This is a genomic window from Noviherbaspirillum malthae (assembly GCF_015352985.1).
In the GTDB taxonomy this organism is placed as follows: Bacteria; Pseudomonadota; Gammaproteobacteria; order Burkholderiales; family Burkholderiaceae_D; genus Noviherbaspirillum; species Noviherbaspirillum malthae.
Genome location: NZ_JACYXF010000004.1, coordinates 12242 through 38749 on the forward strand (window position 1 = coordinate 12242; position 26508 = coordinate 38749).

The following is a 26508-nucleotide window of genomic DNA, read 5'->3' on the forward strand; positions in this document are numbered from 1 at the left end:
CCCCTAACCCCCGCTCCACGCCCCACCATTCGGCTTGCAAGCCGAATCGGCGACGGCAGCGCAAACCAGTGGCTTGCGCTGCCGTCGCCCCGCCTTCGGGAGAGGGGAATTTATTCAGAATGCGGAAAGCTTTTGCGTTCTGCTCAGATCACGCCGGCGGCCTGCAGGTCATTGATGTCCTCGCGTGACAGCCCAAATCCGAGCAAGATGTCCTCGTTGTGTTCGCCGAGAGCGGGACCGGTGCACGGCGGAGCGGGATCAAATCCCGACAGGCGCGGCACGATGCAAGGCGCCGGCAGGGTGCTGCCGTCCTTGTCCGGCAGCCGGATCACTGCCTGCCGTGCCTGGTAGTGGGGATCGGCCACGACATCGGCGATCGAATAGATTTTGCTGTAAGGCACGCCGTGTTCGTCGAGCGCGGCGGCCACGGCGGCGAAGTCCTGCGACAGGCACCACTGGGCGATGATGCTGTCGAGTTCATCGACATGCCTCATGCGGGCGGGGTTGGAACTGAAGCGCTCGTCGTCGGCAAGTTCGGGTTTCTGCATGGCCTTGCACAAGCGCCTGAAGATGACCGCCGATGACCCCACTACCGTGACGTATGCGCCGTCGCCGGTGCGGTACATGTTCGACGGGGCCGTATAGGTCGCGCGATTTCCGGCGCGCTGCCGTACCACGCCTTCCCGTTCATATTCGGCAGCGAGCGGATCGAGCAGCCGCATCATGGCCTCGGTTGCCGACAGGTCGATCTCTATGCCCTTCCGCTGCGGATCGGCGTTGCGCTGCACGATGGCCGTCACGATCGAGAAGGCGCCGAACAGGCCGGAGACGACGTCGCCGAGCGGATAGTTCATGTGCTGCGGTCCGCTTTGCGCGTCGCCTGTCAGATTGGCAAATCCGCTCATCGCTTCGAAGATGCGCGCGAAGCCCGGACGCGCGGCATACGGTCCGGTCTGCCCGAAACCGGTCAGGCGGAGAACGATCAGCCCGGGATTGGCCTGGTGCAGCGTCGCGAGGTCCAGCCCCCATTTTTCCATGGTTCCGGTACGGAAATTTTCTACCAGGACATCGACCGTGGCGATCAGCTTCAGGAACAGCGCCTTGCCTTCCGGCTTGCGCACGTCCAGCGTCAGGCCCTTCTTGCCGCGATTGGTGACTTTCCAGAAGAGGTCGACAGGAGCGAGCGTGCGCAGCGAGTCGCTGCCGTCCGGAAGTTCAAGCTTGATGACCTCGGCGCCCATGTCGCCGCACAGCGTGGCGCTGAAGGGTGCGGCGAGAACCGTTGCCATGTCGAGAATGCGCATGCCAGCGAGCGGAGCGGATTTCCGCGGGGCGGGTTCATGAAAATCTGCCATGTTCACTCCATATCGGGTCGTTGCAGGCAGTGTGTTTTAGCGGCCCGGAAGTCACAAGGAGTGTTTCGATATCTTGAACGTCTTTCAAGCAAAGCCATCACAGGCACTGTGAGGCCCTGCCCTGCCCTGCCCTGCTCCTGTCGAAGCGATGGTCCAAAAGTTACCGGCGTCTGATGTGCAAGGCCGTCAAGTCAATGATGCGCCTCTGCTGAGATCACCCTGTTGCGGCCTGCCTGCTTTGCCTTATACAGCGCAGCGTCGGCGCGCTGCAGCAGGTGACTGAACGACTCGCCCGGATGCAACTGTGCAACACCGATACTGACCGCATAGGTCAGGGTGTCGGCAATCTTGTCCGGATCCGAAACGGTAGCGTCCAATACGGCCCTTAGCCGCTCCGCCACCGCATTGGCCTCGTCCAGACTGGTATCGGTCAGAAGAACGGCAAACTCTTCTCCGCCCAGGCGGCCGAGATAGTCGATGTTCCGTATCACGGACTCGGCACGCAGCGTCAGGTCCATCAGGACGCGGTCTCCGGCAGCGTGTCCGTACTTGTCGTTGATGCTCTTGAAGTGATCGACGTCGAGCACCAGCAATGACAGCGCGTCTCCGGTGCGGTGCAGACGGGCCATTTCCTTCTCGGCGAATGCAAAGAACGCACGCCGCGACCAGGCGCCGGTCAGGAAGTCGCTGTTGGCTGCACTTTCGGCCTCCGACATCATGCGATCGTGAACCATCATCGTCGCTCCCAGGGTCAGCACCGGAAGTACGATCACGCCTATCGAAAGAAACAGGACATTCCACAAGGTTGCCTGCTGGGCCGACACCAGCGTGTCAACGCCGGCCGCGTAGACAAGCCCGCGGAAGGCATGCCCGAGGCCGAAAAGCAATGCTGTCGTTTTGGTGAAGAGGACGGGATACCGGTTACCGGATGAGAAAGCGGAAGAGGCAACCGTCCTTGCAATGGCAAAGCAGGCGATGCTGTGGAATATCGACACGAGGACAATACGCGCCGCCATCCAGTCGGTCAGGTAATAAAACGTTGCGATTCCGGCAGCTACCATCGCCAGTCCGGCTGCCAGCCACTTTACGGGCACTTGTTGGTTCGCGAATCTCCGAAAGCCTGCCAGGACCGCCGAAACCGCAGCGGCCAACAGGGTGTTCGCCAGTACCACCGACAATACGTCGGGAGCGACGCCGCGCAATGCGTACAACACCAGGGAGACAATCGCGAGGACATTCGCAGCCACCCATTCACGAACGCCGCCAATCCTGCTGCGGACAAGCGACCATAGAACAAACAGCATCACGACGGAGGCCAACGCCGTAATCAACAACAAATTCAGGGGTGTCAACATCTCGTAATGCCTATGGAACGGAAGGGTACTGCCGCAATTATGACAGTGTCCCCTGTCCGGCGGCGTTGCAAACGCAGACAGACTGGAGACAAACTGTGACGTTATTGTGACGCGGCCGGAATCATGGACCGTGTTCCATGGCAGAACAATGTGCCTGGCTGCACGTGACCACTATGTGCGTGGTTCGTAAATGACGTTTTCCGGTATTGAGCACCCAACTGTAACCGGCAGTCGGTTCCGCAGAGAGCCGTCACTTGCTGGAAAAGAAGGACCATCGGTCTCTGGAGCGCAGAGATCCTGCTGCAGCGTCCAGGGAGTGGACATCGGACTCGTGGATGGCCGCTTCAATAATGCCACGCATGACGGCTCGATTGAAAGCGCCTTCTGCATGCGAGGGATGAGCTGCAAGCAGACCGGAGTCGGTCGCCTTTCTGATTCCCGCCTCAATCATTGCATCAGTAATTTGCATGGCCGCACCCGGGATTGATGATGATGCTGATAACTCAACCAGCACGGCAGTTCAATTGTGGCGACTACCCCGGAGAAGAACATTCGTCCCATCAGGCAAGGATAGTCCGGCATCAATCCGACTGCGCGCGAATACTGCCAACAGTGCAATGAACCACGGACGCAAAGCCGGCGTTGAATTGTGAGTCATTGCCTGCGTTCCCGCAGAGAAAACCGAAGCGGATCGACTGCTGCATTGCTGCAAATGTCTTTTCGGTATGCTTTCAGGCAGGTGGCAATTTATCTTAACTGTTACACCTTCAAATGCAACCTTCAATGCATAGAAAAAATGGATTTGACCTTGGCCCAATATTCCGTTTCATTTTCGCCAACAGCAGCAATGGCAGGACATCCCTTATTTAGCCAGATGACAAGCGGAAACGGAACTCATGCAGTGGTTCCGCACCTTTCGCAGTCACTTTTCCAACGAAGGCGACGGCTTCCGTGCGAAGCCGTCGCCCGAACCGGCGGGTTTTGAAGAGGGCTCCGGCACGGCCAAGAGGAAAAGATGCGATCTCCTGCCGTGCAACAAGTCACGGCGCAACACTCATGACGTGGCCAAGTGCATTGAACCCGGTCTTGTCTTCCCACATGTTTTCATTGGCGAGCTGTATCGAATAGTCGGCACGGTCGCGCAGCGCCGTCATCGGATCGGACAGGTGGAGAAACAGCTGATAATTTCCTCTCTCCATGTTGGCCGGCAACGCAACCGTTTCGCTAACCGTGATCGTCTGCTTCGGCAGCCACAGGCGAGGGTCCGCTTTAAGCTTCGTCCTGTGCGTTGCTCCGGAAGCAGTATTGCGCAAGACAAGTTCGACGTCGCGGCGATTGAAAGGCGCAGCCCAGCCATCATTGCGAATGCTAAAGCCGATCGCCATCTGGCCGCCCGGTTTCGCGGACGGCGAATAGGCGCCTTCCTGCAGCACCAGGCGATAGCCGAGCCGCTGCTGGATCTGCTCGAAGCAACCCTGGCTCTTGAAGCTGCTGATGACTCCTTCGTGGTAGCCGTTGTTAAGATAGGACCAGTGAAATTTTTCAAGCTCCTGCAGCGCAACCGGACAATTGCTGCGCGGCGGATTCACATTGCAGGTTTCGCCGCCCATCGGTACGTAAGCGGTGTCGGACGCGAGGTATGGATATTCCGAATTGATATTGGCATAGGTGCTCCAGTCGTTGCCCGATGCCAGAAAGCAGTCGTTGTGATGGCCGATACGCGCCCTCGCCGTGCCATTGAATGCTTCCGTAGTGCTCAGCGGCGCCGCTCCGTAAAAACCTTGTTTCGTCGCCGGCGTACGCAACTGTATCGCACGCTCGGCAGGAACGGTCTTGAGCAGCTTTTCCACGAGCGCCTTGCGGTCGGCCCGATTCTTTTCCGTAAGCGAAGCCATGGAGCCGCTGCCGAAATTCTGGCTATAGGCCCACTCGCCCCATCCGCCGATGAGCCCCGCCTGCAGCACGGTGATGACATCCTTGTTCTTTTCAAGATATGGCTGCAGCTGATCCAGATGCGAGCTCATCCTTTCCAGCGTCGCGTCTTCGCCTCCCGTCCCGCTGCTGTATGAAAACCGGACAAGCGCTTTCATGCCGGCGCTCCTTATCGTATCCATGTTGCGCTGGAAGAGATCCAGCGTACTTTGGCTGATCGGAGCATTGATGAAATTGCGCAGGCTGAATGAACACATTGTCAAGGTATGCCCATCCTGAGTCTGGCGCTGCTGCAGTTCGGACGCCGCGATCGGACTGTTGCAGTCGACCATGTAATAGAGCCCGCGTTCCGGGTTCCTGATCGTTGCATCGCTTGCGCGGTATCTGATTCTGGTACCCGAGATGTCGTCGAGCGACGCAGTCGACGCCGCCGTGGCTGCAGTGGCTGCAGTGGCCGCCGCCGGCGAACCTCCATTCACGGCTGCAGTCAATTCGCCGGTAGCGGCCAGGCCATCCGCACCTTCCCGGGCTCCGAATCGCAAACTGGTCTGCGTGGAAGAGGATGAAGGAACGGCCGCCGCACCATTGACTGACGAAATCCAGCTGCTCGAAGTGGCCGTTCCAGCCGGAGAGGCAGTCGCAGATGTCCGGTGCGTCGCGTCTGCGTCATTCAACCTGTCTCCTGAAGATAAGCGCTGGCTGATCAGCGTACCAGAGCGGTCCACGGATAACGCATCGGCAGCGTAAGCCTCGCTTGCGCCGCATGCAACGAAAGCAGCAGCCAGCGCGGCAATGAGTTCGCGCGGTTTTTGAGTGGTGTTCATGTTCATCCTTCCACATAGAGATAACGATTCATGCATAGACGTGATGGGCGATCGGGCTTGAAAGGATCAATACGGATTCGACGCCGGACATGGTATGCCCGGGCCTCTGCCATGAGAACAAAGGCCATCGGGAAGACCTGACGGATTTTTCAGAGATCACCTTGCATTCGGAAGATCGGTCTCGCAACCCGGCGCGGATCGATAGGTCGATCACTGCCTGGCCTGCCGATGAACCGAGCCAAACGGATACATGAACGTCTTGTAAATCAACCGCCGTTCCCGACGGTGAGCAACTCAAGGCGATCTAGTCCGGTGTGGCGATACGATACGTATTCCTTTCCTGAACCCATGCGCGTTGACTTGCCGCTGAAGCATGCGGGAGGACATCCGCTCTGAAAGCCTTTCGTTATTTTTGTTTGCAGGCTTGAGTCGGAACGGCTTGTTAATGCCGGAACCCGAGGTCAGGCGATGTCCATTTCATGCTTCGCAGCTGACAGTCAAGTTTGCGCAGCGCTTGGATAACACGATAAACGAACGGTAAATCCAGTCGATAGTGCAGATGCAGTACGGCTGGAGGTTTATCCATGGAACGGGACAGGAGCAAGGCGGTTGCGGCCAGCAGGAATTCACGCGGGAGCTTATCATTTCCATCATGCTGTGCATGGTGTCATGCCGAGCCAGGACCGGGAGGCATAAAATCGAAGGGAATGCGTACGGGAGCAACTGAACGGCATAAAGGGCTTTGGAAACGTCGAGCTCAACAGTCCATCCAAGGCAACGCAACCGCGGTCCGAATGTAAATTTCTGGAGATCCAAATGCAGTTTGACATCCTCATCGTCGGCGCCGGCATCGCAGGCGCTTCTCTCGCCAGCGAGCTGGCCCCGCATGCCTCGGTCGCCGTACTGGAACAGGAATCGCAGCCGGGTTTCCACTCCACCGGGCGTTCCGCCGCCCTGTTCTCCGAAACCTACGGCACGCCGACGACACGGGCGCTGACCCGAGCCAGCCGGGCTTTCCTCGAGACGCCTCCGGAGGGATTCACCGAGCATGCCATCCTCTCCCCGCGCGGCGTGATGCATGTGGCAATGCTGGGCCAGGAAGACTTGCTGGAAGAGGCCCTGGCGGCAGCGCTGCAAGGTTCGCCCGATGCCTCCCGCCTGAGCGCCAGCGAAGCCATCGAACGCTGCCAGGTGCTGCGCAGGGATGTGGTGGCCGGCGCGGTGCATGAGCCGGATGCAATGGATATCGATGTGCACGCGCTGCACCAGGGCTATCTCAGGCGCCTGCGTGCCGCCGGCGGCAAGATATTCAACGATGCCCGACTGGCAGGCGCTTCCTTCGACGGCGCCCTGTGGACCGTGCGCCTCGAAGACGACCGCGTCATGAACGCGCGCTGGCTGGTGAACGCGGCAGGTGCATGGGCCGACGTGGTGGCTCGCCATTGCGGCGTGAAACCCGTCGGCCTGCAGCCGAAGCGGCGAACCGCCTTCACCTTCGATGCACCGCCCGGCATTGCCTTCGCCGGCTGGCCGACGGTGATCGGCATCGATGAATCGTATTACTTCAAGCCCGATGCCGGCCAGTTGCTCGGCTCGCCCGCCAACGCCGATCCGGTCGAGCCGCACGATGTGCAGCCGGAAGAACTGGACGTGGCCATGGGCATCCACCAGATCGAGCAGGTCACGACGCTGCAGATACGCCGGCCTCGGCATACCTGGGCCGGGCTGCGTTCCTTCGTCGCCGACGGCGATCTGGTGATCGGCGCCGACAATCATCAGGAAAATTTCTTCTGGGTGGCGGCGCAAGGCGGCTACGGCATACAGAGCGCCCCTGCGGTCGCGCAGCTTGCCGCATCGCAGCTGCTGCAGCAGCCATTGCCCGAACATCTCGCTCGCGAGGGCGTGCGCGCCGAGGCGCTGTCGCCGTCCCGGCTGCGCTGATCTAGCGATTCACTGACCGGCTTTCATTCCATCAGCGAGGCGCCCCATTCATGAAAGCGGCGGTATTCTTCCGGCGGCACGAACAGGCCGCCGGTAGTCCATGCGATATGCGTTGCCTGCGGCATCATTTTGCTCAAGCCGTGGTGCGCCAGGTACGCCTGCCCCTGTTCGCTGTCGCATAGCATGGCGGGACCCGACAGCCCGGCAGCGGCAGACGGCTCGATGCGGATATCCTCTTCCCGCTGCGCCAGATACAGATGGCGGAAAAGCTGCGCATCCTCCACGGTATAGACACCGGAAAGCAAGGGCTGCATCAGCGACGCCGCCAGTTCCGATGCACGCGGCACCGCCAGCCCATCGGCCTCGGTGCGGTTGCTGAGTCCGATGTCGTAGACCGATCTATCCATGCCGGGACCGTCCATCATGCGCAGCATGAAGCATGGCGATTGCGTCGGCTCCGCGAAGAAGCAATGCACATGCGGCCCGAACAGCTGCTTCAGACCGAAGGCTATGCCGCCCGGCGCGCCGCCGACGCCGCAAGGCAGATAGACAAACAGCGGATGCTCCGCATCGACCGCGATGCCCGCAGCGACGAGCTGCTGCTGCAGCCGCGGCGCTGCGGCACTGTAGCCGAGCAGCAGCGACAGCGAGCGCTCATCATCGACGAAATGGCTGCAAGGATCCTGCTCCGCCTCGGCGCGGCCGGCGGCTACCGCCTGCTCATAGTCGCCGGCATGCTCGACCACCTTCACGCCGCGATTGCGCAGGCGTTCCTTCTTCCACTCCTTGGCATCGGACGACATGTGCACGGTGGCGCGGAAACCGAGCGCCGACGCCATCACGCCGATGCTGAGTCCGAGATTGCCGGTCGATCCGACCGCTACCTCGTAGCGGTTGAACAATTGCCGGGCGGGGGCTTCCGCCAGTTGCGCATGGCTGGTGCCCCCCGCGAGAAGGCCGTGCTCGACCGCCAGCTTCTCGGCAAATTCGAGTACTTCATGAAAGCCGCCCCGCGCCTTGATCGAGCCCGCGATCGGCAGCGAATGATCGGCCTTGATCCAGAGCCGGCCATGCTCCGCTCCGACACCGAGCGCTTGCTGCAGGGCGGGCGCTTGGACCAGCGGCGATTCGATCGTTCCGCCGCTGGCCTGGAGCTCCGGGAACAGGCGCATGAGCAGCGGAGCGAAGCGATGCAGCCGCTCCTGCGCCGCGAGCATGTCGTTGCGGGTGAGCTCGCTGGCACTGCCTTGCCGTGCCAGCGAAGGGTTGAGCCAAAGCAAGGCGCGGCCGGCCGCAAGGTCGGCGTATTGGTCAAAAGAAGCCATAAGATTCAGGGGCGCTGTGCGATAGGTTCAAACCGTGATTATCTACCGGATGAACTGATCGATGAAGCCCTCTCCCAGGCCGTTGCCGGCATAATGCCTGCGGCACATGTCGATCTTGGTAAACACGTCTTCATAGCCTGTCTGGTTGCCGTTTTCGTCCAGGTAAATCATCGCGCCGCTGATGTTGAAGAAGGTGATCATCTCCTCGCAGTCGGCAGGAACTTCCAGCGTATGGATTTCGCCCGGCGGCTCGTAGACGAAGTCGCCGGCATTGGCGACCCAGTCATGCTCGCGGTAGAACCAGCGCCCCTTGAGCACATAGCCCACCACGATCATCGGATGCCGGTGGCGCGACAGTACGCCCGATTTCCGTACCCGCAGCAGATTGCACCAGCCGCCGGTGACCGTGTTCAGCAGCAAGGGGCGGAACCAGACGTTCTCGGCCTGCGGCACCCATTCCCGCTCGTCCTCGGGTATGGCATGGGCAACGATCTCGGGCTGGATGCCGCTTGAAGGCGTCACGCTTGAAGACATTATTTTTCCTTTCTCTTTTTGCTCACTGCCTTGTTTCCGGAACCTTTTCGCCGGGATATCGTGCTGACCACAGGCTCATTCGCTTGCCTGCAGCAGTCTGTCGCGCAACTCGCGCTTCAAGAGCTTGCCGTTGGGATTGCGCGGCAGCGGCTCCGACTGGATGATGAAGCCTTCCGGAACCTTGTAATCCGCAAGACGCTGCGCGCAGAAGGAAGACAGTTCCGTTTCGCTCACGGGCGAGGCGACGGACACGAAGACATGGACGCGCTCTCCAAGAACAGGACAGGGCTTGCCGACGACCGCCGCTTCGACCACCGCGGGATGGGCGGCCAGCACGTTCTCGACTTCGACGCTGTAGATCTTGTAGCCGCCGCGGTTGAGCATGTCCTTGCGGCGGTCGAATACCGACAGGTAGCCTTCCTCATCAAGGCTGCCGATGTCGCCGCTGTGCCAGTAGCCGCCGGTGAAGTTGGCAGCGGTCGCGGCCGGGTTATCCCAGTAGCCCTTGACCACCATCGGCCCGCGCAGCCAGACTTCGCCGGCCTCGCCGCGAGGCAGTTCGCGTTCGGCTTCGTCGACGATCATGATGTCGCCGCAGGGTACGGCGACGCCGACGCTTTCGCCGCGCTTTCCTGCGTCGCCGGGCAGCGTCATCGTGGCGGGAGACGCGGTCTCGGTGGCGCCGTAGGCATTGATCAGGGTAAGACGGGGAAACCGGTCCGCCATGGCCTGTATCGTCGCAAGCGGCATCGGCGCGCCGCCGTAGCCGCCGATCCTCCATGCCGACAGATCGCGGTCTCCGATGGTCTCCTGCATCAGGCAAAGGTTGTACATCGCCGGCACCATGATGGTGGCGGTCATGCGCTCGCGTTCGGCGACCATCAAAAACTCCGGCGCCCTGAAATCGGGCACCACGATCAGCGCGCCGGCGCAGCGCACGGCGGCCAGCATCAGCGCCACCAGGCCGGTAACGTGGCTGAGCGGCACCACGACCGCGAGGCGGTCTTCTTCATTGAAGCCCAGCACCGCTTCGTAATGCATCACCGAGTGGACGATGTTGAAGTGGGTGAGCATCGCTCCCTTGGGCTTGCCCGTGGTGCCGGAAGTGTAGAGAATCGCGGCCACGTCTTCCTCCTCCACTACCGCGGGTTCTCGCAGGGGATCGACTCTCAGCAGGCTGGAGAAGTCTTCCGATCCCGGGAACGGATCGGCGGCAATGCGCAGCCTCACCGTCGGCGCGTGCGTGGAAGGAGGCAGCAGCTCGCCCAGTGCGCCGTCATGAATCACCGCCGCTGCGGCGCAGTTGTTGAACAGATACGTCAGTCCCGGCGTCTTTTCGCGCGTGCTGACCGGCACGATTACTGCGCCGATCGCCATTACCGCCAGCGCCGCGATGACGAATTCATTCCGGTTGCCGAGCAGCAGCACGACACGCTCGCCCTGCCCGATGCCTCTTTCCCTGAGGCCGGCGCCGAACCGCATTGCGGCATCATGAAGTTCATTCCAAGTCAGGCGCGAGGTTCCGCAGACCAGCGCCTCATGCATGCCCCGGCGGGCAACCGCCTCTTCCAGCATTGTATGGATGCTTCCGGGCCGGTTGCTGAAACAGCGAACCACACGGTCGCCGAAATGGGATTCGAGTCGCATTGCGAATGCCTTGCCGTGGTCCTGGGTCATCGTCATCCTCGCTGGCGTCATGAATTCGGCCGAAGCCGGTTTTTTTCATATCGTATACCACGCCGTCGAGATTGACATTGTGCCGGTCGAACCTGAACGTCATGAGATGAACGGACCGGCCAGGATGCAGCCGTCCCATGACGAGCGGAGCGGAATGCTTCCGGTGCTTTGGCGTTCAAGCATTGGGGAGCCGGTAATCGCGGTACTGCTCGCGCAGCTTGGTCTTGAGCAGCTTGCCGGTTGCCGTATGCGGAAGCTGATCGACGAACACCACGTCGTCGGGCACCCACCACTTCGCGACCTTTTCCCCGAGATAGCCGAGCAGATCTTCCCGCGTGACCTCCTGTCCGGGCCGCCTGACCGCCAGCAGCAGCGGCCGCTCCTGCCATTTCGGATGGGAGACGCCGATGATTGCCGCTTCCATCACCGCCGGATGGCCGATGGCAGCGTTTTCCAGGTCGATCGACGAGATCCATTCGCCGCCCGACTTGATCACGTCCTTGGCTCGGTCGACCAGCTGCACATAGCCGTCGGCATCGATGGTGGCCACGTCGCCGGTCGGGAACCAGCCGTCGGCATCGAGCACCTGCCCGCCCTCGCCCTTGAAGTAGCCGCTGGCGATCCAGGGGCCGCGCACATGAAGATGCCCGTATGCCTTGCCGTCGTGCGGCAGTTCCCGGCCGTCGTCGCCGACGATCTTCAATCCGACGCCCCAGACCGCGCGGCCGGCCTTCATCTTGACGCCGATGCGTTCCTGCGCGGACAGCCCGCTGTGCCGGGGCAGCAGGCGCCCGATCACGCCGATCGGGCTGGTTTCGGTCATGCCCCAGCCTTGCACGTAATCGGCGCCGAAATCCCTTTCGAAGCGTTCTATCATGGTGCGCGGCGTCGCAGCGCCGCCGACGCCGATGGTCTTGAGTCCGACTTGCTTCATGTCGATTTCCGGATGCTCGTCAAGGTACTGGAACAGCATCAGCCACACCGTCGGCACCGCCTGCGAGAAGGTGACCTTTTCATCGCGCATCAATTCGTACAGGCTCTTGCCGTCCATGTGCGGTCCCGGCATCACGACCTTGGCGCCGACCATCGCCGTCGCATAAGGCATGCCCCACGCATTCGCATGGAACATCGGCACCGCCAAGAGCAGGCACATCGAGGAATTCACGCCGAAGGTGTCGGGCGAGCATTCCATCAGGGAATGCAGCACCGTGGAACGGTGCGAGTACAGCACGCCCTTCGGATTGCCGGTCGTGCCCGAGGTATAGCAGAGCGAAGAGGCGGTGCGTTCGTCGAACGCCGGCCATTCATAGTCCTCGCTGTGCTGCGCGATCAGGTCTTCGTAGCAGAGCAGGTTCGGCACGTCGATCTGCGGCATATGGCTGCGGTCGGTCATGGCGATGAAGGCGGTCACCGTCTTGAGCTTCGGCGCGAGCTTTTCCACCAGCGGTGCGAAGCTGATGTCGAAGAACAGCACCTTGTCTTCCGCATGATTGATGATGTACTCGATCTGCTCGGGAAACAGGCGCGGGTTGACGGTATGCAGGATGGCTCCGGAGCCCGATACGCCATAGTAAAGCTCCAGGTGACGATGGGTATTCCAGGCCAGCGTGCCGACACGGTCGGACTGCGACACCTTGAGCGTTTGCAAGGCATTGGCTATCTGCTTGGCACGCTGCGCCACCTCACGGTAATTGGTGCGGTGCAGCGGTCCTTCCACGGTACGGGCAACGATTTCGGCTTCAGGGTGGTATTGCGCGGCATGTTCGATCAGCGACGAGATCAGCAGCGGCGCATCCTGCATCAGTCCTAGCATTGGCTTGTCTCCTTTTGTCTTGTCCGCAGTACAACAGCGTCGTTCTTGCTTCATCGAGGCATTCCGCGGTTACCGTTTTCCGGCAACCAAAGCGTAGCAGCTGCAGCACAGTCATGGGAAGCCGGCAACGCAGGGATTGCTTCGCGTCACAGCCGTTCGATGATCGTGACGTTGGCCATGCCGCCGCCCTCGCACATGGTTTGCAGGCCATAGCGCTTGTTGCGTTTCCTTAATGCATGCACCAGCGTCGTCATCAGCTTGGTGCCGGATGCGCCGAGTGGATGCCCCAGCGCAATCGCGCCGCCGTTCACATTGAGGCGGGCCGGGTCGGCACCCGTCACCTGCAGCCACGCCAGCGGTACCGGTGCGAAGGCTTCGTTGACTTCGAACAGGTCGATGTCGTCGATCTGCATGCCGGCTTTTTTCAAAGCCTGCATGGTTGCCGGTATCGGCGCTTCCAGCATGATGACCGGATCGTGGCCGATCACGCTCAGGTGATGGATGCGCGCGAGCGGCTTCGCATTCATGCTCTTGAGCGCCTTTTCGCTGACGACCATGACACCGGTCGCGCCATCGCAAATCTGGCTGGCATTGGCCGCCGTGATCACGCCGCCTTCCTGCAGCAGCTTCACGCCCTGTATGCCCGCCAGTGTCGCATCGAAGCGTATGCCTTCGTCTTCCGCATGCACTTCCGCGCCGGCGCTGCCGTCGGCAGCACGCACCTCGACCGGCAGGATCTCGTCCCTGAACAGGCCTTCGCGGGTGGCCGCAATGGCCTGCTGGTGGCTGCGGTACGCGTATTCATCAAGCGCATCCCGGGACAGCCCGTACTTCTTCGCGATCATTTCCGCGCCCATGAACTGGCTGAAATCCGGCACCCCGGAATAGCGCTGCCTGATGTTCGGGCTCATGTAGTAACCCATGCCGTTCTTCTTCGGCAACGCACTCGGGGTAAACATCGGCACGCGGCTCATGCTTTCCACGCCGGCCGCGATCACCACGTCCATGGTGCCCGACATGACTGCCTGCGCCGCGAAGTGCAGCGCCTGCTGCGACGAGCCGCACTGGCGGTCGATCGAGGTGCCGGGCACCGACTCCGGCAGTTTCGATGCCAGTACGGCATTGCGGGCGACATTGGTGGACTGCTCGCCGACCTGGCTGACGCAGCCCATGATCACATCTTCCACCAATGCCGGGTCGATGCCGCTGCGGTCGACGAGTTCATCGAGCACCTTGGCGGCGAGGTCGACGGGATGCCAGCCTGATAGACGCCCGCCGCGCTTGCCGCCGGCGGTCCTGACTGCTGCAACGATGTAGGCTTCGGCCATGTTCATTCCTTGTCGAAATATCGGGAAAATTCAGATCACCCCAAGTTCCCTGAGCTCGTCGATGCGCGGCTGCGCCAAGCCCCAGTCGCGCAGGATGTCCTCGCTGTGGGCGCCGGGCGGCGCAGGCGGAGCCGGTATCTCCGGCGTGCTGGCGCTGAAGCGCGGCGCCGGTGCGGGCTGGGTGATGCCATCGATGTCGATGAAGGTGCCGCGGGCCGCGTTGTGCGGATGACGCGGCGCCTCGTCCCAGTCCAGCACGGGCGCGAAGCAGACGTCGGTGCCTTCCATCAGCGCGCACCATTCGGACTGCGTCCTGGTCTTGAACACATCGGCCAGGCGGTTCTTCAGGATGGGCCAGCCATGAGGGTCGCGCTGCTCGCGGAAAGTGGGATCTCCGATCCCGCACAATTCGAGCAGCTGCGCATAGAACTGCGGCTCGATGGAACCGATGGCGACATACTTGCCGTCGGCGCAGGCATAGGTGCCGTAGAAATGCGCGCCGCCGTCCAGCAGGTTTTCGCCGCGCTGGTTGCTCCAGCTGCCGGCCGCCTTGAGACCGTACATCATTGCCGACAGCAGCGCGGCGCCGTCGGTCATCGCGGCATCGACCACCTGGCCTTTGCCGGTGCGGCCCGCCGCCTGCAGCGCGCACAGCACGCCGAAGGCCAGCATCATCGCGCCGCCGCCGAAGTCGCCGATGTAGTTCAGCGGCACCACCGGCGCCTCGCCCGGCCGACCGATCGCATGCAGCGCGCCGGAGATGGCGATGTAATTGATGTCGTGCCCCGCTGACTGCGCCAGCGGCCCATGCTGGCCCCAGCCGGTCATGCGGCCGTAGACCAAGCGGGGATTGCGCGCCAGGCAGGGCTCCGGCCCCAGGCCCAGTCTTTCCATGACGCCCGGCCGGAAACCTTCGATCAGCGCATCGGCCTGCCCGATCAGCTGCAGCAGCGTTTCCGCCGCTTCGGACCGCTTCAGGTCGATGGCCAGCGACCGCCTGCCGCGCGCCGTGATATCGAAACGATATTCTTCCGGACGCCCTTCCGCACCGCGCCGCGGCCTGTCGATGCGGATGACTTCCGCGCCCATGTCAGCAAACATCATCGCGCAAAATGGCGCCGGCCCCAGTCCCGCCATTTCCACAATCTTCAATCCTGCCAGCGGACCTGCCATGTCTTTCTCCCGTGATGCCGTTTCGTCAAGGCCACATTCAGCGCGGCGCCATGCGGATGGCGCCGTCGAGGCGCACGCTTTCGCCGTTGAAGTATTCATTGCCGATCATGAATTCCGCCAGCGCCGCATATTCATCCGGCTCGCCGAGGCGCTTGGGAAATGGTACGGACGCCGCCAGTGCATCCTTCACATGATCCGGCAGCGACTGCAGCAGGCTGGTATTGAAGATGCCCGGCATGATGGTGTTGACGCGGATGCCCTCGTTCATCAGGTCGCGTGCAATCGGCAGCGTCATGCCCACCAGTCCGGCCTTGGAAGCGGAATAGGCGGCCTGGCCGATCTGTCCGTCCTCGGCCGCGACCGAGGCAGTATTGACAATGGCGCCGCGTTCGCCGTTGGGCAGCGCTTCCAGCGTCAGCATGCCGGCGGCGGACTTGGCCAGGCAGCGGAAATTGCCGACCAGGTTGATCTGGATGATCTTGTCGAAGGCAAGGGTCGGATAATGCCTGATCTCTCCCGTGGTCTTGTCGCGGCTGGCGGTCTTGATCGCATTGCCGGTGCCGGCGCAGTTGACCAGCACGCGTTCCTGCCCGATGGCCTGCCGCGCGCGGGCAAAGCCGGCGTCGACATCGCTTTCCGACGTGACGTCAACGCGGCAGAAAACGCCGCCGAGTTCGGCCGCGAGTGCTTCGCCCTTTTCCGCATTCAGATCGAACAGCGCCACCTTCACGCCGCGGGACGCCAGCCTGCGCGCCGTCGCCTCGCCCAGGCCGGAGGCGCCGCCGGTGATGACTGCGGAAATCGTATTGTCGAGCTTCATGATGCGTCCTTTCCTCCCGGGTTGCGCCGCGCCGGCTTTCTTGCAGTGTTGAAAGCAGTCTATCGGCGCGTGACAGGTCCAGCATCGTCGGAACCGACGAATCAGGATAGCGCGGCGCGACCTTGAGTCTGGAGCGGTCCATGCTTGACTTGCTTCAATTGAACGTCGTCAAGTACCGGCACATCGCCGGCGATGCAAATCGGCTAGAATTTGTTTCGGGTTTTCGCTTCCTAGCCGCTACACAAGGTCTTCATCCATGATCCGGTCCGCTGGCCTCTCCCGTCCCTTCCTTTCAAGCAAGCTGAACCCGCCGACAACCACGCCCGCGCAGGTGCCGCGCGATGTCATCTGCGAACACGTGCGCAATGCGCAGTCGGTCAAGCTGGTTCTGGTGCGCGCACCGGCCGGCTTCGGCAAGACCACCGCGATGGTGCAGTGCCGTTCGCTGCTAGAAGAGAAGCAGATCGAAACCGCATGGATGACGCTCGATGCCGCCGACAATGACGCTTCACGCTTCCTTGCCTGCCTCGCCGGCGCCGTCAATCAGCTGACCGCCGAGCACGGCGCGCCGCTGGAGCCTCAGCTTGCGCGCGCCGGCATGTCGCTGGCAGACATGGCGCTCGGCATCATCGACCGCCTGGCCGGTCACAGCACGCCGTTCGCGCTGTTTCTCGACGACTTCGAGACGGTGCAGGAACCGACCGTCCTGCGCCTGGTGCGCGAACTGCTCGACAACCTGCCGCGCCGGGGTCAGCTGATCATCGGCTCGCGCGGTCTTCCCGATCTCGGTCTTGGCCGCCTGCGGGCTCGAGGCCAGCTGCTCGAGATCGATGCCGCGCAGCTGCGTTTCTCGTTTCAGGAAACGACGGAATTTTTGCTGCGACGGCGCAACATCGCCTTGCCGGAAGACGCGCTCTCACAGCTGTACCGCAAGACCGAAGGTTGGGTGGCGGCGCTGTGGCTGGCCTCGGTGGCGCTCGAGCAGCGCGACGGCCGATCGGAATTCATCGCCCGTTTCTCGGGATCGGAACGCGCGGTTGCCGATTATCTTGCAGAGGATGTGCTCTCCAGCCAGCCGCCGGACATCCGCAATTTCCTGCTGCGCACCAGCATCCTGCGCCATCTGAACGAGCCGCTCTGCAATGCGCTGCTGCCGGGGACCGACAGCGCGGCACTTCTGCGCAGGCTTGAGGAGTCCAATCTGTTCCTGACGCCGATCGACGGAGAGGAACGGTCCTACCGCTACCACAGCCTGTTCGCCAGCTTCCTGCGCACGCAGCTGGAACGCGAGCTGCCGAATGCGGCGGTCGATCTGCATGCAGCCGCCTCGCAATGGTATGAACATTGCGGCCGTCCGGTTCCTGCCATCGATCATGCGCTCGAAGGCCGCAATTATCCGCGCGCGGTCGAACTGCTGCGCAGGCATGCGGAAAGCCTGCTCGAAGGCGGCCGGCTGCGGCTGCTGGCCCGCTGGTTCGCCGCCATTCCGGAAGAGTTCACGCGCGGCTCCGAACTGCTGCAGGTCGTTCATGCCTGGGCGGTATTGCTGACCCGCGGTCCGGTGGAAGCGATGGCATTGCTTGAAGCGTCCGGCTGCTCCTCGACCAGCGACCCGCAAGTGCTCGCTCATGTGCTGGCGCTGCGGCCGATGATCCTGGCGATGATGGATCGCAAGGAGGAAGCCTATGCGCTCGGCCGCGAGGCGCTCGCGCGGCTGCCGCTCGGCCATGCCTTCGCCGACAGCGTGCTGGCCAATGAAATGGCCTATGTCTTCGCGGTGATGGGCGAATACCAGGAGTCGCGCAGGCTGCTGGACGCCGCGCGCCGCAGCCAGGGCGATGGCCCGAGCGCCTTCAACAAGATGTATTCCGAGTCGGTGGAAGGCATCATCGACCTGGAGGAAGGCCAGCTGCAGCAGGCGATGGCCCGTTTCCGCATTGCGGTCAGCTCGACCCATGCCGCGTCCTACCGCCACGCCGGCGGCAACGCCTGGGCCGGCGTGCTGTATGCCGCAGGCCTCTACGAAATCGATGCGCTGGACCAGGCCGAGCATCTGCTGCAGGTCTATGTGCCGCTGGCCAAGGATGTCGGCCTGGCCGACCACATGATCATCGGCTATACCCTGCTGTCCCGCCTCGCCTTTCACCACGGCGACGTCGACCAGGCCTTCCAGTGGCTGACGGAACTCGAATACATCGGCCACCAGCGCCGGCTGCCGCGCGTCGTCGGCAGCGCCAAGCTGGAACGCGCCCGCATGCTGGCCCTGCAGGGCAATCTGCAGGGTGCGCACGAGGAATTCGAACGGGCCGATGCACGTGAAGTGTGGTATCCGATAGTGCATTTGCGCCTGCCGGCCCACGATGTGGACAATCCGCAGATCGGCGCGCTCAGGCTGCAGATACTCGCCGGCCATGCGGGGGCAGCGCTGCCGGCGCTGGATGCGGCGATCGCCGACGCGCTCGCGTCCAAGCGCAAGCGCAGGGCACTCAAGCTGAAGATACTGAGGGCGATGGCGCACAAGCTCAACGGCGAGCCGCATGCGGCAGTGGCAGGCATGACCGAGGTGTTGAATGCGGCCAGTTCCGAAGGCTACATCCGCCTGATCGCGGATGAAGGCATGCACGCGGGCAGGCTGGTGCTTCAAGTGGAGGACGGCATGCGCTCCGAAGGCGTACGCTCCGATCCGCTTTTCAGCGTTTATTTGCAGAAGCTCCTGCACGCTTTTGGTCCATCGCTTGTTCCGGAGCCTGAGGAAGTTTCCGAAGAGCCTGTTCAGGCTCTCGTCGAGCCGCTGACGACGAAGGAGATCCGCATATTGTCGCTGCTGTCGGAAGGCTACTCGAACAGTGCGCTTGCGGAGAAATTGTTCATTTCGGACAGCACCGTGCGGACCCATCTGCGCAATATCAATGGCAAGCTTCATGCGCAGAATCGCACGCAGGCGGTTGCGCTGGCGCGCAGGCTGGGGGTGATACGGTAGGGTGTGGTTGCCAAGACATTGGAATTGCAACGTGCTTTGCTCCCTTCTCCCGCAGGCGGAGCGGGGGTTGGAGATGAAGAGGATGTTAAGACCGCAGACGCCCTTGCTATCGCCCTCACCCCTGCCCCTCTCCCGCCTGCGGGAGAGGGGTTCTGATCTCCGTATTCATATTGGCGCTGTCTTGCTCCCTTCTCCCGCAGGCGGGAGAAGGGTTGGGGATGAGGGGGGGTTGCCAAGACCGCAGAAGCTCTTGCTTGCTATCGCCCTCACCCCCTGCCCCCGCTCCGCGCCCCACGGTTCGGCTTGCAAGCCGAACGGGCTACGGCAGCGCAAACCGCTGGTTTGCGAAACCCTGCCTTCGCCCCGCCTGCGGGAGAGGGGAGTGATTTTTGTTGCACCTGCTGCGTTCGAAGAAATTTCCTACCCACCTTCCGTCAAAGTCCCCGCGAAATCACCTCCTTCATGATCTCGTTCGTCCCCCCGTAAATCCGCTGAATCCTCGCATCCACATACATGCGCCCGATCAGGTATTCATTCATGTAGCCGTACCCGCCGAACAGCTGCAGGCACTCATCAATCACCTTGCCCTGCAAGTCGCTGGCCCAATACTTGATCATGGAAGCACCAACCGTATCGAGCCGGCCGGCCACCAGGTCTTCGACACAGCGGTCGACGAAAGCACGTGCCGCGCATACCTGCGTGGCGATTTCCGCCAGCTTGAATTTGGTGTTCTGAAAATCCGCGACCGGCTGCCCGAAGGCTTGGCGCTCGCGCGTATATTGCAGCGTCGCTTCATACGCGCCTTCCATCGCAGCCGCTGCGCTTACACCGATCACCGTGCGCTCGTACGGCAGGTCGCTCATGAGCTGGAAGAATCCCCTGCCCTCCTCGCCGCCGAGCAGGCAGTCCGCATCCACCTGCACATCGTCAAAGAAGAGCTCGGCCGTGTCCTGCGCCTTCAGGCCGATCTTGTCGAGCAGCTTCCCGACCCGATAGCCGGGCCTGTCGGCAGTTTCCACGATGAGAATCGACGTGCCCTTGGCGCGCTGCGCCGGGTCGGTCTTGGCCACTACCAGCACCAGCCCGGCGAGATAGCCGTTGGAGATGAAAGTCTTCGCGCCGTTGATCACATAGACGTCGCCGCGCCGCTCGGCCCGGGTGCGGATGCCTTGCAGGTCCGAGCCCGCGCCCGGTTCCGTCATTGCAATCGCGCCCACCATTTCCCCGCGCGCCATGCGGGACAAATAGCGCCGCTTCTGCTCTTCCGTGCCGTGATTGAGCAGGTAGTGGGCGACGATGCTGTGGACGGATGCATTCATGCCGGTCAGGCTGCGGCGCGACATTTCCTCGTAGAAGACAGCTTCATGCCGAAAGTCGCCGCCGCCACCGCCGTACTCCTCGGGAATGTCGGAGCAGAGCAGGCCGAGTTCGCCCGCCTTGCGCCAGATGTCCTGGCCGACGTGGCCGCGCTTGCGGGCGGCTTCGTCATGCGGAAGCATTTCCTTCTCAATGAAGCGGACTACCGTATCGCGGACCATCTCCAGTTCTTCGTTCATCCACGACCGCCGGAATTGAATCGCCATGCCATGCCTCCATCAAGGCCGCTTCATTGCACAGGTCGTCGGCACCTCGGTCTCGGCGGCGGGAATCATCGCCACCGTCTTGAATCCGAAGCCGGTGTTTTCGGTATCGTACCTGACGTCCTTGCCGTCCTTCTTGCTGTAGACCGACAGCACCAGCGGCTGAATCAGCTGATGATCGCTCTTGCGCATCAGGACCTTGCCGTTGCCGGCTTCGAATTCCATGCCTTCGAGCGCCTGCGATACCTGCCTCGGATCGGTGGACTTGCTCTTGTTGATCGCCTCCGCCAGCATCTGGATGGTAGTGTTGATGCGCACGTAGGAAAACTCGAGTCCCGGAAAACGTTTCGCATAGTCGTCGGCGAACTTGTCGAGCTTGTTCGGCGACAGGTTACGGTGCCACTCGGTGATCTGGTAGACGGTGTTGTCCGGCATGTCGCCGAGCGCCGTCGGTGTGCCGCGCACCGCAGCGAAATAGGTGTAGAAGCGGGTGTTGAGCCCGGCTTCCTTGGAAGCGCGCAGCAGCAGCGCCAGATCGTTGCCCCAGTTGCCGGTGATGACGGTATCGGCCCCCGACGCCTTGATCTTGGCCACGTACGGCGAGAAATCCTTGACCTTGCCGAAGGGATGCAGGTCGTTGCCGACGATCTGCACGTCGGGGCGCTTCTTGGGCAGCATGCTGGTGACGGCCTTGGCCATCTGCTGTCCATGCGCGTAATCCTGCCCGAGGATGAAGACCTTCTTGATGCTCTGGTCCTTGGCCATGTAGTTCGTCAGCGCCTCGACCTTCATCAGGTTATGGGCGTCGAAGCTGTAATACCAGAAGCTGCATTTGGAATTGGTCAGCTCGGGATCGTTCGACGCATAGTTCAGGAACAGCACCGACTTGTCGGGATTGCGCTCGTTCCATTTGTTGACCGCGTCGATCAGCGCGCCGGCGGCGCCGGAACCCTGCCCCTGCACGATGAAGCGGATGCCGCTGTCGGTCACTTTCTTGAACAGCGTCAGCGACTCTTCGGGGCTGGCCTTGTTATCCATCGGCACGATTTCGAGCTTCTGGCCTCCGAGCACGCCGCCCCTTGCATTCACGTCGTCGGCTGCGGCGACGAAACTCTTGTGGCCGAAGTCGCCTATGCTTGCAAAGGCGCCGGACAAGGGATCGATGTAGGCAATCTTCACTTGTGCGGCAGCGCCGCCGGCCGAAGCCAGGACCGCCGATGCCGCGAGAGTGCGGACAATCGCTTTGAGCATGATGTCTCCTCCATGTGGTTATCTGCGATCCCGCTGAGCGCTCCCGGTACAAGAAAAACAGAACAAATGGAAAGAGGCACGCGGTTTTCGTATGCGCCATTATTAATCCCGCTCCTTGCGCGGACCTCGTCGGAAGGGACGATTTTGAAGGCGGATTGCATAAGCGAAACATGCTTGCGGCCTTTGCAATCGCTGCATATTGCAGCGCATCACGAGGTGCGGTGCCGGTTGCTTCAATGTCTTGCCTGATTACTTTGCCCCAGGAGGTGGCTGACCGGACGGCAACGGCGAACCGGCAATCGAAGCACTGACGGGAACTCATCCGGATTGAAATAAGGTGACAGTACGCCCGAATTTGAAGTATGCTTCCCGGACTCGTGGCATCCCTCACCCGCTTCCACACCCAGCTCTGCCCTCGCGCCCCATTCGCGCTCATTCTCTTTCCGGCCCCATCGCTGCCGAGCGCTCATTCCGGGGCAACCGTGGAACTACAACAGATTTATCAGCATGAATTCGTCGAGATCAGCGTCGACAGAAAACGCAACTGGCTATACGCCAACTGGAAAGGCTATCAATCGGATGCCTGCATCAAGGAAGGCTGCGAATTGATGCTGACCGCGATGAAGGAATTCAAAGCCGTACACATCCTGAATGACAACAGGCAGGTGCTTGGCATATGGACAGGTGTGGCGGATTGGCTGGCCCGGAACTGGTTCCCGCGGATGCGCGCCTCGGGAATGAAGAAATTTGCACTGATCTATAGCCCGAGCCGCTTTTCGCAGATTTCTGCAGATGCCGCGATGCTTCTCTACGACCAGGAAGGCCGTGACGTCGTAGGCTTTCATTCGGAATCCGCGGCGGTCGCCTGGCTTGCACAGTCCGACGAGCCCTGAACTCTTCAATTCCACTTTTCCAATGCCCGACCGAGTCGCAGGCTGTCTCACCAGACTGTCGGCTGCACCCGCACTGCAAAGGCAAAGCCGCAGGCACCTGTGACCAGGCACCTGACTCATGCTTTGAGAGCGGCTACTTCAATGTGAAGCGAACGCTTTGAGCGGGCTTGCCCTGCAGGGAAACCGCGGCAACGGCCTTTGTGCCTTTGTCGACCTTGAAAGTACCCTTTGCTTCCAGCTTGTTTTCACCGGCCGGCGCCAGGGCAACTTCCGTCTTTTCGCTGCCATTGAGCAGCGTCAGCTTTGCGCTGCCGCCTTTGGTATCGACTTTCCTGCCATGGTCGTCCACATAGATGGCAATGCTGTCGGCCCTGGCCACCAGCTCGTACTGCGTTTCCTTCACCTCGCCGACCACGCCGCCGTATTGGGGCTGGTGCGCTTCGCCGTGCGCATGCTTGCCCTGCCCAATGGCGCCGGATGCGGCGAGCATCGATGCTGCCGCCAGCACTGCAAGTATTTGCCTTTTCATATCACCCTTTCACATGCGGAACAATCAAAACCGGACCATGGCTGATTCCGCAGTCGCCATGGTCCGATGGTCTACTGGTATGCCGGTTTATTGCTAGAACGCGCCCTCTCCGCTTTCCGCAACCAGCCGCCTGGTCGGTTCCCGGCCGAACAGCCAGAACATCGCCGGGGTCAGGAAGGTGTCGAGAATCGTCGAGCTGACGAGTCCGGAGAAGATCACGACCGCCACCGGATGCAGCACCTCGGTACCCGGCATTTCCGCTTCGAACAGCAGCGGTGCGAGTGCAAACGCCGCCACCAGCGCCGTCATCAGCACAGGCGTGAGGCGTTCGAGCGAACCGCGGATGATCATCGCCTTGTCGAAATTCTCGCCTTCGAACGCCATCAGGTTGATGTAATGGCTGATCTTCAGGATGCCGTTCCGGGTCGAGATCCCTGCCAGCGTGATGAAGCCGATGAGCGCAGCGATGGACAGCGGCTGGCCCGACAGCCACAAGCCGATGACGGAGCCCACGAGCGCCAGCGGTATGTTGGCCATGATCATCAGTACCAGCGCCGGCGACCTGTACCGCGAATACAGCACCAGAAACACCATCACCGCGGAGATCAGCGACAGCAGCGCAATCAGGCGGCTGGCCTGCTCCTGCGCCTGGAACTGCCCGTCCATCGTCACGAAGTACCCTTCGGGCATCCTTGCATCGGCAATGACTTGCCGAATGTCGGCAACCAGTTCCGACAGCGGCCGGTCCTGGGCATTGGCCGACAGGACGATACGGCGGCGTCCGTCATCTCGGGATATCTGGTTCGGGCCGTCCGATTCCTCGATCGCGGCCAGCTTCTCCAGGGGCACCCGACCATTGGGCGTGTCGATGAGCAGATGGCGAAGCCCGTCGACCGAACGCGCGGATTCGGGCAAACGCAGCATCAGGTTGAAGCGCCTGTTGCCTTCGATGACCTGGGTGACGCGCTCGCCGTCGATGAGAGTTTGGAGTTCGCGCGTCAGCATGGAGGGCGCGATGCCGTACTGCTCGGCCCGGTCGTAATCGACCCGCACCCTGATTTCCGGCGTGAGGACCTGCTTCTCGACCTCGAGGTCGGCGATACCGGGAATTCGCGACAGCGCCGACCGCAGCGTTTCCGCCTGCCCGCGCAGGGTATCCAAGTCGTCCCCGAAGATCTTGATGGCGATCTGGGCGCGCACGCCGGACAGCATGTGGTCGATGCGGTGTGAAATCGGCTGGCCGATGTTCACTGCTGCCGGCAGCGACGACAGCCTTTTCCTGATATCCGCGTAGATCTCGTCCTTCGTACGGTCCGACGATTTCAGGTTCAGGTCCAGCTCCGAGACATGCACGCCTTCGGCATGCTCGTCCAGCTCCGCCCTGCCCGACCGGCGGCCGACGTAAGCGACCTCCGGCACCTGCCTGACCAGCCGTTCGGCCTGGCTCGCCAGGCGTACCGATTCGGCCAGGGGCGTGCCCGGATTCAGGCGCAGTCCGATGAGGACCGAACCTTCGTTGAAAGGCGGCAGGAAGGTCGTCGGGAAGAATGGAATGCTGGCCGCCGCGAGCACGACGGCGACGGCGGCAGCCGTCAGAAGGCCCTTGCTCCGCCCCAGCGACCATTCGAGGCCGCGGGCGTACCGCGCCTTGAGCCACTGCACCAGCCTGGGCTCTCCATGGTCGAGCTGCTTCATGCGAGGCAGCAGGTAGTAGGCCATGACCGGCGTCAGCGTCACCGAGACGAGCATCGACGCCAGGATGGATACGATGTACGCGATCCCGAGCGGAACGAACAGCCGTCCTTCCATGCCCGGCAGGACGAACAGCGGCACGAACACCAGCACGATGATGACCGTCGCCACCACGATGGCCGAGCGCACTTCCAGCGTTGCGCGCGCAATCAGTTCCGCCGGATTGAGCCGTGCCGCCTGTCCCCGTTCCTGCTTCAGCCTGCGCAGCACGTTCTCCACGCCCACCACCGCGTCGTCCACCAGTTCCCCGATGGCGATGGCCAGGCCGCCGAGCGTCATGGTGTTGATCGACAGGCCGAAGTACCTGAAGACGAGCACCGTGATCAGTATCGATACCGGAATCGCCGTCAGGGAAATCAGCGTGGTGCGAAAGTTTCCGAGGAAGAAATAGAGAATGACGGCAACCAGGACTGCGGCCGTGACAAGTTTGCCCTGCAGATTGCCGATCGAAGACTCGATGAAATTCGCCTGGCGGAAAGTCACCTGGGGCGTCTCCATTCCGGGCGGCAGGCTCTTGCGCATCTCGGCCAGCGCGCCCTCGATCTGGCGGGTAAGCTTGACGGTGTCCGCGTCGGGCTGTTTCTGCACGCCGAGGATGACGGCCGGCTTGCCGTTGTAGCCGGCATCGCCCCGCTTGATGGCCGGAGCGATGCTGACATCCGCCACCTGCCTCAGCAAGATGGACTGGCCGTTCCTTGCCGCCAGCGGCAGGCGCTGCAAGTCCTCCAAGCGCGACGTGCGTCCGATATTGCGGATCAGGTACTCGCGCGCATTCAACTCCAGGAAACCGCCGCTGGTATTGGCGGCGAAGCCGCGCAATGCCGTTTCGATCTGCTCGACGGTAATGCCGAGACCGGCCATGCGCGCCGTATCCGGCTGCACCTGGTACTGCCGCACCTCGCCGCCGATCGGGATGACCTGCGCGATGCCGGGAATCGTCAGCAGGCGCGGGCGCAGCACGAAGTCGGCATATTCGCGGGTTGCCATCGGCGAGATTTTCTGCGGGTCGATGGGAATCGCGATGAGCATGATCTCGCCCATCACGGAGGAGATGGGCCCCATCGACGGAGCAATCCCTTCCGGCATCTGCTCCCGCACCAGGCTCAAGCGCTCCGATACCATCTGCCGTGCGCGATAGATATCCATGCCCCAATCGAACTGCACGTACACGAACGACAGACCGACCGACGACACCGAACGCACGGCCGTGACGCCGGGCGTGCCGTTCATTGCGGTTTCCAGGGGAAAGGTGATCAGCTGTTCGACTTCTTCCGGCGCCATGCCGCCCGCTTCGGTCATCAGCGTGACCGTCGGCCGGTTCAGGTCGGGAAAGACATCCACCGGCATGCGCCCCAGCATCAGGGCGCCATAGGTCATCAATACGGCAGCCAACGCCAGTACGAACAGGCGGTTCTTCAAACCTGCATTGACAAGGTAGCTGAACAT

At 62.0% G+C, this 26508-nt stretch carries 18 protein-coding genes; 3 read left to right on the forward strand and 15 right to left on the reverse strand.

The window, feature by feature from the left end; genetic code table 11:
* Positions 1 to 143: 143 nt before the first annotated feature.
* From IGW03_RS08140 to IGW03_RS08155, 4 genes are all read right to left on the reverse strand, one after another.
* On the reverse strand, positions 144 to 1355 hold the full coding sequence (locus tag IGW03_RS08140) for a CaiB/BaiF CoA transferase family protein (protein WP_194722050.1): 1212 nt from the start codon (positions 1353 to 1355) through the stop codon (positions 144 to 146).
* A gap of 191 nt (positions 1356 to 1546) precedes the next feature.
* Positions 1547 to 2710: a GGDEF domain-containing protein gene (locus tag IGW03_RS08145; protein ID WP_194722051.1), complete on the reverse strand. Its 1164-nt coding sequence runs from the start codon at positions 2708 to 2710 to the stop codon at positions 1547 to 1549.
* Positions 2711 to 2960: 250 nt separating this feature from the next.
* A complete protein-coding gene (locus IGW03_RS08150; RefSeq protein ID WP_194722052.1) occupies positions 2961 to 3179 on the reverse strand; it encodes a hypothetical protein in 219 nt (72 codons plus the stop codon).
* A gap of 571 nt (positions 3180 to 3750) precedes the next feature.
* Positions 3751 to 5466 (reverse strand): DUF4832 domain-containing protein, encoded by a 1716-nt coding sequence (locus IGW03_RS08155; protein WP_194722053.1) that lies wholly within the window; start codon positions 5464 to 5466, stop codon positions 3751 to 3753.
* Between the two features lie 816 nt (positions 5467 to 6282).
* Here IGW03_RS08155 and IGW03_RS08160 point away from each other — a divergent pair.
* Complete coding sequence (locus tag IGW03_RS08160) at positions 6283 to 7407, forward strand: NAD(P)/FAD-dependent oxidoreductase (protein WP_194722054.1); 1125 nt, start codon at positions 6283 to 6285, stop codon at positions 7405 to 7407.
* A gap of 23 nt (positions 7408 to 7430) precedes the next feature.
* Here the strand turns inward: IGW03_RS08160 and dsdA are convergent, their stop codons facing one another.
* The 7 genes from dsdA to IGW03_RS08195 all read right to left on the reverse strand — a co-directional run bounded on the left by dsdA (position 7431) and on the right by IGW03_RS08195 (position 16077).
* The gene (dsdA, locus tag IGW03_RS08165) at positions 7431 to 8732 is read right to left on the reverse strand and encodes a D-serine ammonia-lyase (protein ID WP_194722055.1); all 1302 of its coding nucleotides are present in this window, start codon (positions 8730 to 8732) and stop codon (positions 7431 to 7433) included.
* A gap of 42 nt (positions 8733 to 8774) precedes the next feature.
* On the reverse strand, positions 8775 to 9266 hold the full coding sequence (locus IGW03_RS08170; protein ID WP_194722056.1) for a 2,4'-dihydroxyacetophenone dioxygenase family protein: 492 nt from the start codon (positions 9264 to 9266) through the stop codon (positions 8775 to 8777).
* Positions 9267 to 9341: 75 nt separating this feature from the next.
* The gene (locus IGW03_RS08175) at positions 9342 to 10943 is read right to left on the reverse strand and encodes a class I adenylate-forming enzyme family protein (protein WP_228535233.1); all 1602 of its coding nucleotides are present in this window, start codon (positions 10941 to 10943) and stop codon (positions 9342 to 9344) included.
* Between the two features lie 175 nt (positions 10944 to 11118).
* The gene (locus IGW03_RS08180; RefSeq protein ID WP_194722057.1) at positions 11119 to 12756 is read right to left on the reverse strand and encodes a 3-(methylthio)propionyl-CoA ligase; all 1638 of its coding nucleotides are present in this window, start codon (positions 12754 to 12756) and stop codon (positions 11119 to 11121) included.
* A gap of 146 nt (positions 12757 to 12902) precedes the next feature.
* Entirely contained in the window at positions 12903 to 14084 is a 1182-nt protein-coding gene (locus tag IGW03_RS08185) for an acetyl-CoA C-acetyltransferase (RefSeq protein ID WP_194722058.1), read from the reverse strand.
* A 30-nt stretch (positions 14085 to 14114) separates the two neighbouring features.
* Complete coding sequence (locus IGW03_RS08190; RefSeq protein WP_194722059.1) at positions 14115 to 15257, reverse strand: CaiB/BaiF CoA transferase family protein; 1143 nt, start codon at positions 15255 to 15257, stop codon at positions 14115 to 14117.
* A gap of 37 nt (positions 15258 to 15294) precedes the next feature.
* Complete coding sequence (locus IGW03_RS08195) at positions 15295 to 16077, reverse strand: SDR family NAD(P)-dependent oxidoreductase (protein ID WP_194722060.1); 783 nt, start codon at positions 16075 to 16077, stop codon at positions 15295 to 15297.
* A 256-nt stretch (positions 16078 to 16333) separates the two neighbouring features.
* On the opposite strand from IGW03_RS08195, the gene IGW03_RS08200 reads away from it, so the two are divergent.
* The gene (locus tag IGW03_RS08200; RefSeq protein WP_194722061.1) at positions 16334 to 19057 is read left to right on the forward strand and encodes a winged helix-turn-helix domain-containing protein; all 2724 of its coding nucleotides are present in this window, start codon (positions 16334 to 16336) and stop codon (positions 19055 to 19057) included.
* Positions 19058 to 19491: 434 nt separating this feature from the next.
* Here IGW03_RS08200 and IGW03_RS08205 read toward each other — a convergent pair whose 3' ends face one another.
* Entirely contained in the window at positions 19492 to 20640 is a 1149-nt protein-coding gene (locus IGW03_RS08205) for an acyl-CoA dehydrogenase family protein (RefSeq protein WP_194722062.1), read from the reverse strand.
* A 12-nt stretch (positions 20641 to 20652) separates the two neighbouring features.
* A complete protein-coding gene (locus tag IGW03_RS08210; RefSeq protein WP_194722063.1) occupies positions 20653 to 21888 on the reverse strand; it encodes a branched-chain amino acid ABC transporter substrate-binding protein in 1236 nt (411 codons plus the stop codon).
* 377 nt (positions 21889 to 22265) lie between these two features.
* Here IGW03_RS08210 and IGW03_RS08215 point away from each other — a divergent pair, with 377 nt between their 5' ends.
* The gene (locus IGW03_RS08215) at positions 22266 to 22781 is read left to right on the forward strand and encodes a hypothetical protein (RefSeq protein WP_194722064.1); all 516 of its coding nucleotides are present in this window, start codon (positions 22266 to 22268) and stop codon (positions 22779 to 22781) included.
* 133 nt (positions 22782 to 22914) lie between these two features.
* Here the strand turns inward: IGW03_RS08215 and IGW03_RS08220 are convergent, their stop codons facing one another.
* Together IGW03_RS08220 and IGW03_RS08225 are read right to left on the reverse strand one after the other, a co-directional pair.
* Entirely contained in the window at positions 22915 to 23310 is a 396-nt protein-coding gene (locus IGW03_RS08220; RefSeq protein WP_194722065.1) for a hypothetical protein, read from the reverse strand.
* 93 nt (positions 23311 to 23403) lie between these two features.
* Positions 23404 to 26508, reverse strand: a complete 3105-nt coding sequence (locus IGW03_RS08225; RefSeq protein ID WP_194722066.1) for an efflux RND transporter permease subunit — start codon at positions 26506 to 26508, stop codon at positions 23404 to 23406.

What these genes read in the sequence shown, in the direction of transcription:
- IGW03_RS08195 (WP_194722060.1), bottom strand. Translation starts at nt 16,077, where the DNA reads ATGAAGCTCGACAATACGATTTCCGCAGTCATCACCGGCGGCGCCTCC.
- IGW03_RS08150 (WP_194722052.1), bottom strand. Translation starts at nt 3,179, where the DNA reads ATGCAAATTACTGATGCAATGATTGAGGCGGGAATCAGAAAGGCGACC.
- IGW03_RS08190 (WP_194722059.1), bottom strand. Translation starts at nt 15,257, where the DNA reads ATGGCAGGTCCGCTGGCAGGATTGAAGATTGTGGAAATGGCGGGACTG.
- IGW03_RS08140 (WP_194722050.1), bottom strand. Translation starts at nt 1,355, where the DNA reads ATGGCAGATTTTCATGAACCCGCCCCGCGGAAATCCGCTCCGCTCGCT.
- IGW03_RS08155 (WP_194722053.1), bottom strand. Translation starts at nt 5,466, where the DNA reads ATGAACACCACTCAAAAACCGCGCGAACTCATTGCCGCGCTGGCTGCT.
- IGW03_RS08220 (WP_194722065.1), bottom strand. Translation starts at nt 23,310, where the DNA reads ATGAAAAGGCAAATACTTGCAGTGCTGGCGGCAGCATCGATGCTCGCC.
- IGW03_RS08185 (WP_194722058.1), bottom strand. Translation starts at nt 14,084, where the DNA reads ATGGCCGAAGCCTACATCGTTGCAGCAGTCAGGACCGCCGGCGGCAAG.
- IGW03_RS08180 (WP_194722057.1), bottom strand. Translation starts at nt 12,756, where the DNA reads ATGCTAGGACTGATGCAGGATGCGCCGCTGCTGATCTCGTCGCTGATC.
- IGW03_RS08170 (WP_194722056.1), bottom strand. Translation starts at nt 9,266, where the DNA reads ATGTCTTCAAGCGTGACGCCTTCAAGCGGCATCCAGCCCGAGATCGTT.
- IGW03_RS08225 (WP_194722066.1), bottom strand. Translation starts at nt 26,508, where the DNA reads ATGTTCAGCTACCTTGTCAATGCAGGTTTGAAGAACCGCCTGTTCGTA.
- IGW03_RS08205 (WP_194722062.1), bottom strand. Translation starts at nt 20,640, where the DNA reads ATGGCGATTCAATTCCGGCGGTCGTGGATGAACGAAGAACTGGAGATG.
- IGW03_RS08145 (WP_194722051.1), bottom strand. Translation starts at nt 2,710, where the DNA reads ATGTTGACACCCCTGAATTTGTTGTTGATTACGGCGTTGGCCTCCGTC.
- IGW03_RS08160 (WP_194722054.1), top strand. Translation starts at nt 6,283, where the DNA reads ATGCAGTTTGACATCCTCATCGTCGGCGCCGGCATCGCAGGCGCTTCT.
- dsdA (WP_194722055.1), bottom strand. Translation starts at nt 8,732, where the DNA reads ATGGCTTCTTTTGACCAATACGCCGACCTTGCGGCCGGCCGCGCCTTG.
- IGW03_RS08210 (WP_194722063.1), bottom strand. Translation starts at nt 21,888, where the DNA reads ATGCTCAAAGCGATTGTCCGCACTCTCGCGGCATCGGCGGTCCTGGCT.
- IGW03_RS08175 (WP_228535233.1), bottom strand. Translation starts at nt 10,943, where the DNA reads ATGACCCAGGACCACGGCAAGGCATTCGCAATGCGACTCGAATCCCAT.
- IGW03_RS08200 (WP_194722061.1), top strand. Translation starts at nt 16,334, where the DNA reads ATGATCCGGTCCGCTGGCCTCTCCCGTCCCTTCCTTTCAAGCAAGCTG.